Origin of the sequence: Vaginella massiliensis (genome assembly GCF_900089075.1) — a bacterium.
GTDB classification, from domain to species: Bacteria; Bacteroidota; Bacteroidia; order Flavobacteriales; family Weeksellaceae; genus Weeksella; species Weeksella massiliensis_A.
The window spans coordinates 435,975-449,085 of the sequence record NZ_LT593746.1; the positions used below are offsets into that span (position 1 = coordinate 435,975).

Here is a 13,111-nt window from a genome sequence, read left to right on the forward strand (position 1 = left end):
GAGCAATCAAAAAACTTGAAAGAATCTACCCTTTGTTTCAACCAAGAATTGAACAGAGCGTTGGCGCACGAACTGCAGTATTTTGCAATTGTTGCCGACTATTTAGAAATTGCTAAAGCCAAAGCCAAAACCAATTTTATCGTGAACAAAGACGGCTTGTTTACCGATGTAAGAATCGATGGCGACAACGCAGTGTTTAATGGATTCATATTTTCAACTTTTTATTTGTTGAATTCGAGATTAGACCGCGCCAAACTCAGCATTATACCTGCAAAAAACGAAAAGGGCAAAGCCATCAACACGCCATTTTCTATTCCTGTGAAATTTGATTTGGATGCAGCTCGAGACGAATTTCCTAACTTCAATCGGCGCAATCGGGTGCTGTTTACCTTCTACAACGAACGCGACAAAGAGGATATCGAAATTAGAATCGACACCACTTACACCATCTCGACTTACGCAATTGGAGATCAGCACGAGTTTTTTTTAGGAAATTATAAATCCTTGGTCGATTTGGCAATGTTGGCGCCGTATTCAGAGAGCATTCAACAAAGTTTTCATACGGGAACAACCTTGGTAACCAAAGGCATTTTGAATCAAAAAGTGTACACCATTCGACTGAAAAATTTCTTCAACAACGATCCAGCATCCGATGTGTACATCGAGGTTTATCGGGAAGAAAACAATGAATGGAAAGAATATTACCGCTTCAACTCAAAAGAAGAATTTAATGAATCTGAGTTTGTAAAACTCACTTATCGATAAACATTATGAATACATTTCCGCCCTATATCACCCCAGAAAAATTGGATCATTTCATCGAGCAAGCCTTTGCCGAAGACGTTGGCGATGGCGACCATTCCTCACTGGCAATCGTGCCCAAAGATGCGGTACAAACCGCTGTGCTGAAGGTAAAAGACAACGGAATAATTGCTGGAATAGAATTGGCAAAATACATCTTCGAAAAAGTCGACCCTACCTTCGAATTAGAATTTTTGGTTGAAGATGGACAACAAGTACAATTCGGAAACGAAGCCTTTCGCATTACAGGGAAAGCGCAACGAATTTTGACCTGCGAACGCTTGGTTCTCAATTGCATGCAACGCATGTCGGGAATTGCAACCTACGCCAACGAAATGATGCAATTGGTAAAAGGAACAAAAGCCAAAATTCTCGACACTCGCAAAACAACGCCAAATTTTCGGATGTTCGAGAAATGGGCAGTAAAAATTGGTGGAGCAGAAAACCATCGGTTTGGATTGTTCGATATGGTCATGCTAAAAGACAATCACGTTGATTTTTGTGGGAGCATTACCAAAGCAGTGCAACAGACCAAATCGTATCTTGCTCAAAACCATCTCGATTTGAAGATTGAGGTAGAAACTCGAAACCTGGCAGAAGTTGAAGAAGCCTTAGCTGTAGGAGTAGATATTATCATGCTCGATAATTTTAGCCTCGAAGAAATGGCAAAAGCTGTAAAACTGATAGACCATCGCGTGAAAACCGAGGCCTCTGGCGGTATTACAAAAGAAACTGTGAGAAGCATCGCCGAGACGGGCGTAGACTATATCTCTTCTGGTGCCATTATACACTCGGCACGAAATTTTGATTTAAGTCTAAAGGCAAACGTTATTTATTAAAAATTTTAGGGAAGTTGCACCGAAACATCCTTAAAAATTTAACACTTTTTCTAATTAACTCGGTTGAGTTATCGTCCTAATAACAAGAAATTTTTTGCAATAAAAAAGCGAAAAATGTCATACTTTCAAAATTATTATTTAACAATTAATTAACATTCGGAGTTTAAATAGTTTCGACATTTGCACCGTAAACTTTAAAACTATTTTTAGGATGAGGTTAAACTCAATGAAGCTTTTTATAGTAGGAGCTTTCGCTTTAACAGCACAACTTTCATACGCTCAAGTTGAGCCTACGGATTCAACTCACATCCAACATGATACCATCATGGATGATGAGACCGTAAACTTAACAGAAACTTTGATTATCGGTAAAGGGGTAATCGACTTGCAAGAGAACCGTAAAACGCCAGTGGCTGTTTCTACTATCTCGCGCCAAGAAATCCAAGACAAAGCAGTTGGTAACGTAGAATTCCCAGAAGTAATGGCAAACACGCCTTCTGTTTACGTATCTGACCAATCAGCAGGTTTTGGAGATTCTCATATGTATTTACGTGGATTCACAGAACAAAATACCGCTTTCTTATTAAACGGGCAACCGATTAATGGTATGGAAGATGGTAACATCTATTGGTCGAACTGGTCGGCTATGAACGAGGTAGCAAACGCTATAGAGGTACAACGTGGTTTAGGATCTTCTAAATTAGCAATTTCTTCTGTAGGAGGTACGGTAAACATCGTAACCAAAGCAACAGACAAAAGAGAAGGAGGTTTCGCTCGCTTTGTTGTAGGTAACGATAGCTACTTGGCTGGTACAGTATCTTACAATACAGGTCTCAAAAACAAATGGGGATTCTCTGTTTTATTAAACCATTGGCAAGCACACCGTAAATATGCTTATGGTACTGGCGGACAAGGACAGGCTTATTTTGTATCGGTAGGATACCAACCAAACGAAGATCATAACATTAACTTCATGATTTTTGGTGCACCACAATGGCACGACCAAAATTATTCTACAAAAAGGACTTCTCAGTGGGAAGAAATGGGTGGAGATAAAAAATACAACTCAACCTACGGATACTACAAAGGTGAAGGGAAAAACTTACGTCGTAACTATTACCACAAACCGGTAGCAAACCTTAACTGGGACTGGACAATCAACGATAAAATGAACTTATCGACCGTTGCTTACGCATCTGTTGGGACAGGTGGAGGAACTTCGGGAGTGGGTAGAGCATCTAGCACCACAACAGGAGGATTAAACGGAAGAGGATATATCAATTTCGATCAAATCGAAGCGAATAACTTATTAGACCAAGACGGAATCGGAAACAATGGTGGGGTAGACATCAACGGAAAACCAATCAACAATGCGGCTATTCGTTCTTCTGTCAACAACCACTCTTGGTACGGAGCTGTATCTAACTTTACGTTTGATACCCAAACAGGTATTACCTTAAACATCGGTGGTGATGTACGTTTCTACAAAGGTCAACACCATCAACAAATGATCGACTTATTCGGATTGAAAGGTTGGTCAGAAAAAAATAAAGTAACAGGTGATGCAATTGTGGTTACAGAAACTTTCTCAACTAATCCTTGGAAAGCACTTTTCAAAACTGCTGGTAAAGATCAAAGAACTAACCGCGACTACAACGAAGACATCAATTACCAAGGTGTATTCGGTCAGGCAGAATACGAAATCGGAGGATTCACAGTATTTGCTCAAGGAGCTTTATCAAACCAATCATACCAAAAATTCGATCGTTGGAACTATGGTGGAGTAGAGCACAAATCAGAAAAAGTTAAGAAAACAGGATGGAATATCAAAGGAGGTATGTCATATACTTTCTTAGATAACAACGCATTTTTTGTGAATGCAGGTCGTTATTCTCGTCAACCTTTCTTAGATAATATATTTACTTTCAACACCGTAGATTTACAAGAACCTTCTGTTGACAACGAAGAAATCACAGGTTTCGAAGCAGGATACCGTTACAAAACTCGTAACTTACGTGTAAATGTAAATGCTTACTACACCAAATGGGGAAACCGTTTCTTATTAATGGATTATGGTGAAGAAATCATCAAGGATCCTGCAGGAAACATCTTAGACTCTTACAACTACTCAGAATACGCAAACAACGTAACACAAATCCATAAAGGAATCGAGGTTGATTTTGATGCAAGAATCGAACGTATCTGGACAGTACGTGGATACGTTTCTTATGGTGATTGGCAATACGACGGTTCTACTCCAATGCAACGTAGAAACAACGATGCTGGGACAATCGTAACTCAATATGATGATGTAGATCTTACTGGTATTAAAGTTGGTGATGCTGCGCAATTCACTTTCGGTATGGGTACTAAATTAGACGTAACTCGTTCGTTCTCTGTAGATATGGACTTCAACTACTATGCTAACATTTATTCGCAAGTTGATGCTAAAGAATTGGTAACCAATTTACATAACGGAAAACCATACAAACCAAACAAATTATCTCCATATGCAAAAGTAGATTTAGGAGCATCGTACGAATTGAAATTCGGAACTCAAAAATTACGTTTAAGAGGTAATATCAAAAACTTGTTCAACGACCAATACATTATCCGTGAAAACAGAAATGGATACGGTTATGGACTTGGAAGAACTTGGAACGCTTCAGTAGCATATAGCTTCTAATTTCAGAAACGATATTTTTATCGTATCAAATATTTAAAAGGCGGACTTCGGTTCGCCTTTTTTTGCATTAAATTCGCATCATGAAAACATTTATCAGACCAGACTATTTGCAATCTGGCGACAAAATAGCCATCGTAGCGCCCGCAAAACGCATCTTGCCACACGAGCTAGACGAAGAAATCGAACTGATACAATCTTGGGGGTTAGAAGTTGTTTTGGGTAAAAATCTTTACCACTCGCATTACTTTGGTTACGCCTATGCCGGCACGTTAGAAGATCGCTTAGCCGATTTTCAGCAAGCCTTAGACAACCCTTCGGTAAAAGCCATTTGGTGTGCTCGTGGCGGATATGGCGCCATTCAACTGATAGATGAACTAGATTTCGGAGCGTTTATGCAACACCCAAAATGGATTATTGGCTATTCAGACATTACGGTTTTTCATGCCAAACTTCATCAATTGGGCTACCAATCGATTCATGGCGTGGTGGTGAAAAAGTTGAACCTTCCTTACCATCCCGAGTCGTACCGAAGCGTAAAACAATTACTATTCAACCAATCTTTTACCTACGATATTCCACTTCATCCCCTGAATAAAACCGGACAAGCCGAAGGGATTCTAATTGGAGGAAACCTTTCGATAGTGTACAGTTTGTTGGGATCGCAAACCAGCATCAATCCAAACGATAAAATTTTGTTTTTAGAAGATTGGTACGAAAACTGGTACCATGTAGACCGTATGATGACGAGCTTGAAACGAGCCGAAATTTTACCAAAAATCAACGGATTGATTCTCGGTAGCTTTACCTTTATGGATGTAGAAGAAGAAAACACAGCCCATTATACCAATCCGTTCGATCCCACCACTTATCAAATCATTCATCACCATTTAGCACCCTACAACATTCCAGTATGTTTTCAGTTTCCTGCTGGGCATACGGGACACAATATCGCCATGAAATTCGGTGAAAAAGTAAAACTTAGTATTCAGTCAAATTCTGTAACTTTGCAGTATATATAATACCCTATGAATAACTTAACTGTTATCGATCATCCTCTTATAAAGGCAAAAATTACCCAAATGCGAGATGTAAACACCACCACCAAAATGTTTGGTGAATTGGTTGATGAAATTTCGGGTTTGATGTGTTACGAAATCACACGCGATCTAGAAGTAGAAGAAATCGAAATCGAAACACCCATTACCAAAACCAAAGGATATCGAATCAAAGGAAGCGACTTGGCGATCATTCCGATTCTCAGAGCAGGATTGGGAATGGTAAAAGGAATACATCAACTGATTCCGACCGCAAAAATTGGGCATATTGGGTTGTATCGCGACCACGACACCTTACAGCCAGTCGAATACCTTTGCAAGCTCCCAAACGATCTGGAGCATCGCAATGTGATTTTGGTCGATCCCATGTTGGCAACAGGCGGTTCTGCGGTAAAAGCAATTGAAATCCTTAAAGAACGAGGAGCAAAATCCATCCGATTGGCTTCACTGGTTGGTTGCCCAGAAGGCGTAGCAGCCGTGCACAACACCTACCCCGATGTTCCGATTTATTTAGCCGCAATGGACGAGAAGCTGAACGAAAAAGGCTACATCGTGCCAGGTTTGGGAGATGCAGGAGATCGATTGTTCGGAACGAAATAATGGCACAACACAACGACTTTGGAAAAGAAGCAGAAAATCGGGCGAAAGATTATCTTTTGCAGAAAAAGTATATAATATTAACACAAAATTATCATTTTCAAAAGGCTGAAATTGATATTATTGCACTGCAAAACCATCAACTCATTGTCTGCGAAGTAAAAGCCAGAAGTACTGGCATTTTTACACCTCCAGAAATGACGGTGAATAAAGCGAAAATGAAAAGATTGATGATGGCTGCCGATCAATACCTCTGCGAAAACAATTTGGATGCAGAAGTACGATTCGACATCATTGCCATCACCAAAACCAACAACACGTGGAATATAAAGCATATAGAAGATGCTTTTAATAGTTTAGAAATTTAATTTAAGATATGGAAATCATCACCCAATTGTTCGACTTTGTCATGCACATCGATCAACACCTCAGCTATTTCGCAAACGAATACGGTTTGTGGCTATACGCCATCCTATTTCTAATCATTTTTGTAGAAACAGGCGTGGTGGTAATGCCTTTTTTACCAGGCGATTCGTTGCTATTTGCTGCCGGTATGTTGGCCGCTCAGCCCAACGACCTCAATGTAATCGTGATGATGCTGATCTTACTTGTAGCTGCAGTTCTGGGCGACACTTTGAACTATTCTATTGGGAAGAATATTGGTATGAAAGCGGTAAAAACCAAAATTTTCGGAAAACAATTTGTTCAACCCGAACACCTCGACAAAACGCATCAGTTCTACGAAAAATACGGAACCAAAACCATTGTCATTGCGCGCTTTGTACCTATTGTGCGCACGCTTGCACCTTTTGTCGCTGGTATCGGAAAAATGAAGTACATCACTTTTATCAATTACAACGTTATCGGCGGATTCATCTGGGTATTTGGCATCACGCTGGCCGGTTATTTCTTAGGAAATATTCCACTGGTTCGAGACAATTTTTCTAAAGTTGTATTGGGTATAATCGTTGTTTCTGTACTGCCTATATTTTTCGAAATCTTAAAAGAAAAATTCAGTAAAAAAGCTTAGTCCAATCGACTAAGTTTTTTTGTACCTTTCCTACAATGGAAATCATCGATTACATACTGCATATAGATCAATACCTCGAAACATTCCTCAATCAATACCACGATTGGTTCTATGTCTTTTTGTTTTTGTTGATCTTCATCGAAACGGGTTTGGTTTTCATGCCATTTTTACCCGGCGATTCGTTGCTCTTCGCAGCCGGAATGCTGACGGCGACTTTTCCAGAGCAACTGCATATTGTTGTCATCATTGTTGTGCTATGCGCCGCAGCTATACTCGGCGACTCGCTCAATTACACCATCGGGAAGAGAGTCGGAAGGCAACTTATCCACACCAAACTAATGGGTAAAAGAATCATCCAAGACAAAGCCTTGCAAAAGACCGAAAATTTCTTTTCGAAATATGGTATAAAAACAATTGTGATCGCACGTTTTATTCCGCTTGTGCGAACAGTTGCGCCTTTCGTGGCTGGCATTTCGAAAATGCACTACAAAACCTTTATCCAATACAATATCATCGGGGGTGTTACTTGGATATGCCTCATTACGCTCATCGGTTATTTTTTGGGCAACATTCCATTTGTACGTCAAAATTTCGAAATTGTCGTGCTTTCCATTATCGTGCTTTCGATCGTTCCAGTCGGAGTTGAATTGTGGAAATCTAAAAACTAAAAGCACAGAACTGAATCATTTTATTGAATTATTTTTCGAGGCTGGTTCATAGTTCTTAACTTGCACCGCAAACAGAAACGACTATGATCGAAATAAAGGAAGTCATCAGCAAACAAGACCGTAAAACCTTTGTTTTATTTCCATTCGAATTATACCAAAATAATCCGTATTGGGTTCCGTCGATGATTAAAAATGAAATGGAAACTTTCGACCCGAAAAATGAAATTTTCAAGACGGTTACGGCAAAATTTTACCTGGCTTACAAAGACCAAAAAGTGGTGGGGCGTATAGCGTGCATCATCAATTGGGAAGAAGTAAAACAGTTGCACAAACCAAAAGTTCGGTTCGGTTGGTTCGATTTTATAAATGACCTCGAGGTAGCAAAAAATCTTTTAGAAAAAGCCGAAGAGATGGCAAAAGAACACCAACTCGCTTATGTAGAAGGGCCAATGGGATTTTCGAATATGGACAAAGCAGGCATGCTGACTTACGGTTTTGATCATTATCCGACCATGATCGGATTGTACAACTATGCGTATTATCCTCAGTTGCTCGAAAAATTGGGCTATCGACCCGAAGCCGAATGGTTAGAATACGCTATGAATATCGAAAATATGGATTCGGTACACAATGTGATTCGTATCTCGAAATTGATCGAAAAACGCTACAAAGTGCATTCGATACCATTCAAAGACACCAAAGCGATGATTGCGCGCGCCGATGAAATCTTCGATTTGTTGAACAAGACCTACGCAGATTTGCAGAGTTTTGTGCCTTTTACCGACGAACAAATCGAACATTACAAACGCAAATACCTCAAATTCATTCATCCAGATTTTGTATCCTGCGTAGAAGATGAAAGTGGTAAAATGGTTGCCTTTGCGATTACCATGCCCTCTTTTTCTAAAGCCTATCAGAAAACCAAAGGAAAAATGTTGCCGTTTGGATGGTACTATTTGATGCAAGCGCTCAAGAAAAACGATCATGCCGAGTTTTATTTAATCGGAATAGATCCTGCGTATCAGAACAAAGGAATAAGCGCTCTTATTTTCAGAGATTTGTATAGGAATTATCAAAAACGCGGAATCACCTCTATGGAAACCAATCCACTATTGGTAGAAAACACCAAAGTACAACAATTGTGGAAAGATTTTTCGCCCGAAATACACAAACGTCGTTGCACCTATCGGAAAGATATGCTGTAATCTTCTTCACCTTATTACAGGATAATTATAGGATGGAAATAAAAATAAAAGAAGCCTCAACTAATTGAAGTTGAGGCTTTTCAAGTACGGGCGGAGAGACTCGAACTCTCACACCTTGCGGCACTAGATCCTAAGTCTAGCGTGTCTACCAATTCCACCACGCCCGCAAATCTGATCGTTTTGGACTGCAAATATACATTATTTTTATTGTTGACAAAATTTCATCAATCAAATTTTTTATTCAGTTTATTCATTTAAATTTGCATTAAAGAATGTAAAAAAAATGGAAGTAACAGGTAGGATAAAAAAAATATTTGAAACTCAGAACATTACCGCAAGTTTCAAGAAACGAGAGTTTGTGGTTACAACGCAAGAACAATATCCGCAAGATATTTTGATAGAGATGACGCAAGACAAAACGAGCATGCTAGATCAGTACCAAGAGGGGCAAGAAGTAAGGGTTTCTATTAATTTGCGTGGTAGAGAATGGATCAATCCAGAGGGCGTTTCGCGATATTTCAACACCATACAAGGATGGAGAATAGAAAACTTGGCGAACGCAGCACCAAACCCGGCACAATTTCAGGATATCCCGACGGCTCCGCCTGCAGATTTTTCGCAAGATCAGGACGACGATTTACCATTTTAGCATAAGAATAATTAACTTTACAACGCGTTTTCATCAACGCGTTTTTTTTTGCTATGATTTGGCTACAAAAACATGAATTGTATTTTCCGGATTATGAATTCACTTCAGAAGAAGGGATTTTGGCAATTGGCGGCGACCTATCGCCAGAAAGGCTCATTTTAGCTTATCGTTTGGGCATATTTCCTTGGTTCAACGCCGATGATCCTATTCTTTGGTGGTTTCCTCCAGAACGGTTCGTACTTTTTCCGCATGAATTAAAAGTTTCCAAATCGATGAAAAAAATTTTCAGAGCGCAACAATTTACCTTTACCGAAAACACTGCATTCGAAGAGGTCATCACCAACTGCTCTACCGTTCCAAGAAAAGGGCAAGATGGCACTTGGCTCACACCAGAAATGATTGCGGCGTATATGGAGTTGCATCGCCACGGAATTGCAAAAAGTGTAGAAGTTTGGCAAGATCAGGAGTTGGTCGGCGGTTTTTATGGCATCGATCTCGGGCATATTTTCTGCGGCGAAAGCATGTTTGCTAAAGTAAGTAATGCTTCGAAAGCTGGATTCATCCAATTTGTGGCAAAATATCACCAACAATACCAACTGATCGATTGCCAAGTGTATACTAATCATCTAAAAAGTTTGGGAGCCAAACTCATCGACGCCTATGAATATTTGGCTTACCTCAACGGGTCTAATTCTTGAAGTTGATCGAATATTTCAGGTTCTTGTATTCGTACAAATCTGCATTGAGCGACCCTACGACCAAAGATGCTTTTATCGAAATCGGAATCATATTGGGGTCGTCTGATATCCACATCGTTACACTTTCTGAGGCTTTGAAGACGCGACCTTCTTGCACGTACGGTCGAATCATGATGGTATTGATGTTGCCAAATTTGGTTTTCTTTACTTCTCTGCCCAGCACTTTCACTTTGAAATTGTAAGTTTCGTCGCCTAGAAATATTTTTCGATCGATCATATCCCCATCCTTCAAATCTCTGTGGTTTTCATTTCGCATCGAATAGACCACCGAAATCAGATCATAAACATTGCCATTAAATTTTACAGAAGACGATTTGTTACGTTTCAGATCATCCACAATCGCATATTCGTCGGTATGATTGAAGTAATAAATTTGATGGCGAGTATATCCTCCTTCGCTTATATTTCGAATAAATTTAGATGGTTTGAATGTTCTCTTGTCGATAAACGTTTCGTAAACATCATCTACCTTATAAAACGCGCGTACTGCACCCGAAGAATTTCCCTTTCCTACAATATGAAAGTGATCTTTGCCATCATACTGCGCATCTTTTACATTCAGCGTTGCAAAACCTGCATTCAGTCCGGTGTAATGGATACGGTATTTCAGGTATTCTCCCGACTTGAAGTTTACCTGTGCTGTTGCAAAAAGACTACACATTGTAAGAATGAACCCAAAAATATATTTCATAAAATCGTTGCTTTTTTTTGACAAATATGTCAAATTCTTTGCCAAAATAAAACCCGCTTACAACAAACGGGTTTTGAGGTATAAAAATCTTTTCAGAAAATGCTTATTGTTCTTGTGCATCTTCTGGATCCATCTCTTGAACTACTTCTCGCGAGTGGCTGAGTTCACCAGAGACATCGATCACTTTTTTTATTTGAGGCACATGTTTTTTGATTGTACTTTCGACGCCCGATTTCAGAGTCATTTGGTTTACCGAACAAGCAATACAGGCACCCATAAGTCTTACTTTCACAACATCATCCTCAATCGATACAAGTTCGATATCACCACCATCTGATTTGAGAAAAGGTCTTATTTCTTCCAATGCGTTTTGTACGGTTTGGTATAATTCTGTATTCATAGCTAATTTTTATTTACAGCTGAGCATCCTGCCATAGTGGTAATGCGAACAGCTTCGGTTGGTGGTAAGGTATTGTTACGCTCTATTAAACTTTGAACCGTGTTTCGAGCTATATTTTTATAAATTGCCGCAATTGCAGAATCTTCTTGCATCGCTGCAGGTCTACCAACATCAGCCGCCTCTCTGATCGATTGAATGATCGGAACTTCGCCCAAGAAAGGAACCCCTAAATCATCAGCCAAATGCTTCGCTCCATTTTGACCAAAGATATAATATTTATTGTTTGGTAATTCATCTGGTGTGAAATAAGCCATATTTTCTACAATTCCTAAAACTGGAACATTGATGGCCTCCATTTGAAACATGCCAACACCTTTTCGGGCATCTGCCAAGGCTATCGGCTGAGGCGTACTCACAACTACCGCTCCTGTCAACGGAATTTGTTGCACGATTGACAAGTGAATATCACCAGTACCCGGAGGTAAATCGATCAACAAGAAATCCAATTCGCCCCAATGGGCGTCACGCAGCATCTGATTCAATGCTTTGGCTGCCATTGGTCCACGCCAAACGATGGCTTGGTCGGTATTGGCAAAAAATCCTATCGACAATAGTTTGATTCCGTAATTTCCTACGGGTTTTATTTTCGTTTTACCGTTGACCTCTACAGAAAAAGGTCGCGCATCTTGCACATCGAACATGATGGGCATAGACGGACCATAGATGTCAGCATCTAGCAAACCAACTTTGAATCCCATATTCGCCAAACTGATCGCCAAGTTAGAAGATACGGTAGATTTCCCAACGCCACCTTTACCAGAGGCTATAGCAATGATGTTTTGCACGCCTGGTAGCGGATTGCCTTTTATTTCTTGTTTTGGTTCTACTTCTACCGTAATATTCAACTGGAGTTCGGCGTCGGGTAGGTTTTCTTTGAAAGCGTTTTTCAGTGCAACTTCCAGCCGTTTTCGCTCGTGCATCGTTGGGGTTGGTGAAACAATGTCCAAAATAATTTTGTTCCCCATCACCTGAGCATTTTTCATCCAATTTCGAATTCCCAATTCTTCGAGCACTTGATATATTTGATCTCTTGTGTAAGCCATTTTTTATTTTATAAGTTGCACAAATTTACAAATTAAGCATGGGACGATAAAATCTTGTTCACTGATTTTAATCGTTTTATGTTATATCACAATAAATTTCTTTAATTTGCTATGGAAATCAACAACTATGGAAGAGCAGATTTTTTATTTAGGACAGATCAGAAAACACATCATCGATGAGTTGGAATTGCATTCTCTGCAACAACTCTTGTACATCCCGGTCGGATTCAAAAACAATATTTTTTGGAATGCCGCGCACGTCTTGGCAACTCAACAATTGATCATGTACTATTTGACCGACAATAAGATGTATGTTGATAAAACTTTTATAGAGAAATATAAAAAAGGGACAATCGGCAATACGGAGGTTACCGAGAAAGATGTAGCCGAATTGATTGAGGTGCTCGAGCAAACGCCGAAAGTTCTTTATAAAGATTATCGATCAGAAAAATTGGCCTATTATAAACCATATACAACGAGTTTTGGTGTAAAATTAGAATGCATAGAAGATGCCATCCAATTCAACAATGTGCACGAATCCATGCATTTGGGCTATATCATGGCTATGAAAAAAAATTTACCGTTTTAACGAAATACAAAAGGTCTGAAAAATCAGACCTTTTTTTTGA

The 13,111-nt window shown here is 39.6% G+C and carries 15 protein-coding genes and 1 tRNA gene; 12 read left to right on the forward strand and 4 right to left on the reverse strand.

The genetic code is table 11. The annotated features are described in order from the left end of the window. Positions 1–15: 15 nt before the first annotated feature. From BN8061_RS03245 to BN8061_RS03285, 9 genes are all read left to right on the forward strand, one after another. Positions 16–765, forward strand: a complete 750-nt coding sequence (locus BN8061_RS03245; protein ID WP_154662238.1) for a hypothetical protein — start codon at positions 16–18, stop codon at positions 763–765. A gap of 5 nt (positions 766–770) precedes the next feature. Then, a complete protein-coding gene (gene nadC, locus BN8061_RS03250; RefSeq protein ID WP_068596449.1) occupies positions 771–1,640 on the forward strand; it encodes a carboxylating nicotinate-nucleotide diphosphorylase in 870 nt (289 codons plus the stop codon). Between the two features lie 226 nt (positions 1,641–1,866). Then, complete coding sequence (locus tag BN8061_RS03255; protein ID WP_235802673.1) at positions 1,867–4,326, forward strand: TonB-dependent receptor; 2,460 nt, start codon at positions 1,867–1,869, stop codon at positions 4,324–4,326. An 80-nt stretch (positions 4,327–4,406) separates the two neighbouring features. After that, entirely contained in the window at positions 4,407–5,345 is a 939-nt protein-coding gene (locus BN8061_RS03260) for a S66 peptidase family protein (RefSeq protein WP_068596453.1), read from the forward strand. A 6-nt stretch (positions 5,346–5,351) separates the two neighbouring features. Then, entirely contained in the window at positions 5,352–5,981 is a 630-nt protein-coding gene (upp, locus tag BN8061_RS03265; protein WP_068596455.1) for a uracil phosphoribosyltransferase, read from the forward strand. Further along, positions 5,981–6,346 (forward strand): YraN family protein, encoded by a 366-nt coding sequence (locus tag BN8061_RS03270; protein WP_068596457.1) that lies wholly within the window; start codon positions 5,981–5,983, stop codon positions 6,344–6,346. The genes upp and BN8061_RS03270 overlap by 1 nt, the downstream gene beginning before the upstream one ends. Positions 6,347–6,354: 8 nt before the next feature. Beyond that, complete coding sequence (locus BN8061_RS03275) at positions 6,355–7,008, forward strand: DedA family protein (protein ID WP_068596460.1); 654 nt, start codon at positions 6,355–6,357, stop codon at positions 7,006–7,008. 35 nt (positions 7,009–7,043) lie between these two features. Continuing rightward, the gene (locus BN8061_RS03280; RefSeq protein ID WP_068596462.1) at positions 7,044–7,676 is read left to right on the forward strand and encodes a VTT domain-containing protein; all 633 of its coding nucleotides are present in this window, start codon (positions 7,044–7,046) and stop codon (positions 7,674–7,676) included. 83 nt (positions 7,677–7,759) lie between these two features. Beyond that, positions 7,760–8,881 carry an N-acetyltransferase gene (locus BN8061_RS03285; protein WP_068596464.1) on the forward strand — a complete coding sequence of 374 codons (1,122 nt, stop codon included), beginning with the start codon at positions 7,760–7,762 and terminating at the stop codon, positions 8,879–8,881. Between the two features lie 85 nt (positions 8,882–8,966). On the opposite strand, the gene BN8061_RS03290 is transcribed toward BN8061_RS03285, so the two are convergent. Beyond that, positions 8,967–9,048: transfer RNA gene (locus tag BN8061_RS03290), tRNA-Leu, on the reverse strand. 116 nt (positions 9,049–9,164) lie between these two features. Between BN8061_RS03290 and BN8061_RS03295 the strand changes: the two genes are divergently transcribed. Together BN8061_RS03295 and aat are read left to right on the forward strand one after the other, a co-directional pair. Further along, a complete protein-coding gene (locus BN8061_RS03295; protein ID WP_068596466.1) occupies positions 9,165–9,530 on the forward strand; it encodes a DUF3127 domain-containing protein in 366 nt (121 codons plus the stop codon). A gap of 53 nt (positions 9,531–9,583) precedes the next feature. After that, positions 9,584–10,228 (forward strand): leucyl/phenylalanyl-tRNA--protein transferase, encoded by a 645-nt coding sequence (aat, locus tag BN8061_RS03300; RefSeq protein ID WP_068596467.1) that lies wholly within the window; start codon positions 9,584–9,586, stop codon positions 10,226–10,228. Here the strand turns inward: aat and BN8061_RS03305 are convergent. The 3 genes from BN8061_RS03305 to BN8061_RS03315 all read right to left on the reverse strand — a co-directional run bounded on the left by BN8061_RS03305 (position 10,218) and on the right by BN8061_RS03315 (position 12,482). Further along, positions 10,218–10,979 (reverse strand): DUF3108 domain-containing protein, encoded by a 762-nt coding sequence (locus tag BN8061_RS03305; protein ID WP_068596470.1) that lies wholly within the window; start codon positions 10,977–10,979, stop codon positions 10,218–10,220. The genes aat and BN8061_RS03305 overlap by 11 nt on opposite strands. A 103-nt stretch (positions 10,980–11,082) precedes the next feature. Next, positions 11,083–11,379 carry a NifU family protein gene (locus BN8061_RS03310; RefSeq protein WP_068596471.1) on the reverse strand — a complete coding sequence of 99 codons (297 nt, stop codon included), beginning with the start codon at positions 11,377–11,379 and terminating at the stop codon, positions 11,083–11,085. 2 nt (positions 11,380–11,381) lie between these two features. After that, the gene (locus BN8061_RS03315) at positions 11,382–12,482 is read right to left on the reverse strand and encodes an Mrp/NBP35 family ATP-binding protein (protein WP_068596474.1); all 1,101 of its coding nucleotides are present in this window, start codon (positions 12,480–12,482) and stop codon (positions 11,382–11,384) included. Positions 12,483–12,609: 127 nt separating this feature from the next. Between BN8061_RS03315 and BN8061_RS03320 the strand changes: the two genes are divergently transcribed. After that, positions 12,610–13,071: a DinB family protein gene (locus BN8061_RS03320; protein ID WP_068596475.1), complete on the forward strand. Its 462-nt coding sequence runs from the start codon at positions 12,610–12,612 to the stop codon at positions 13,069–13,071. Positions 13,072–13,111: the final 40 nt, after the last annotated feature.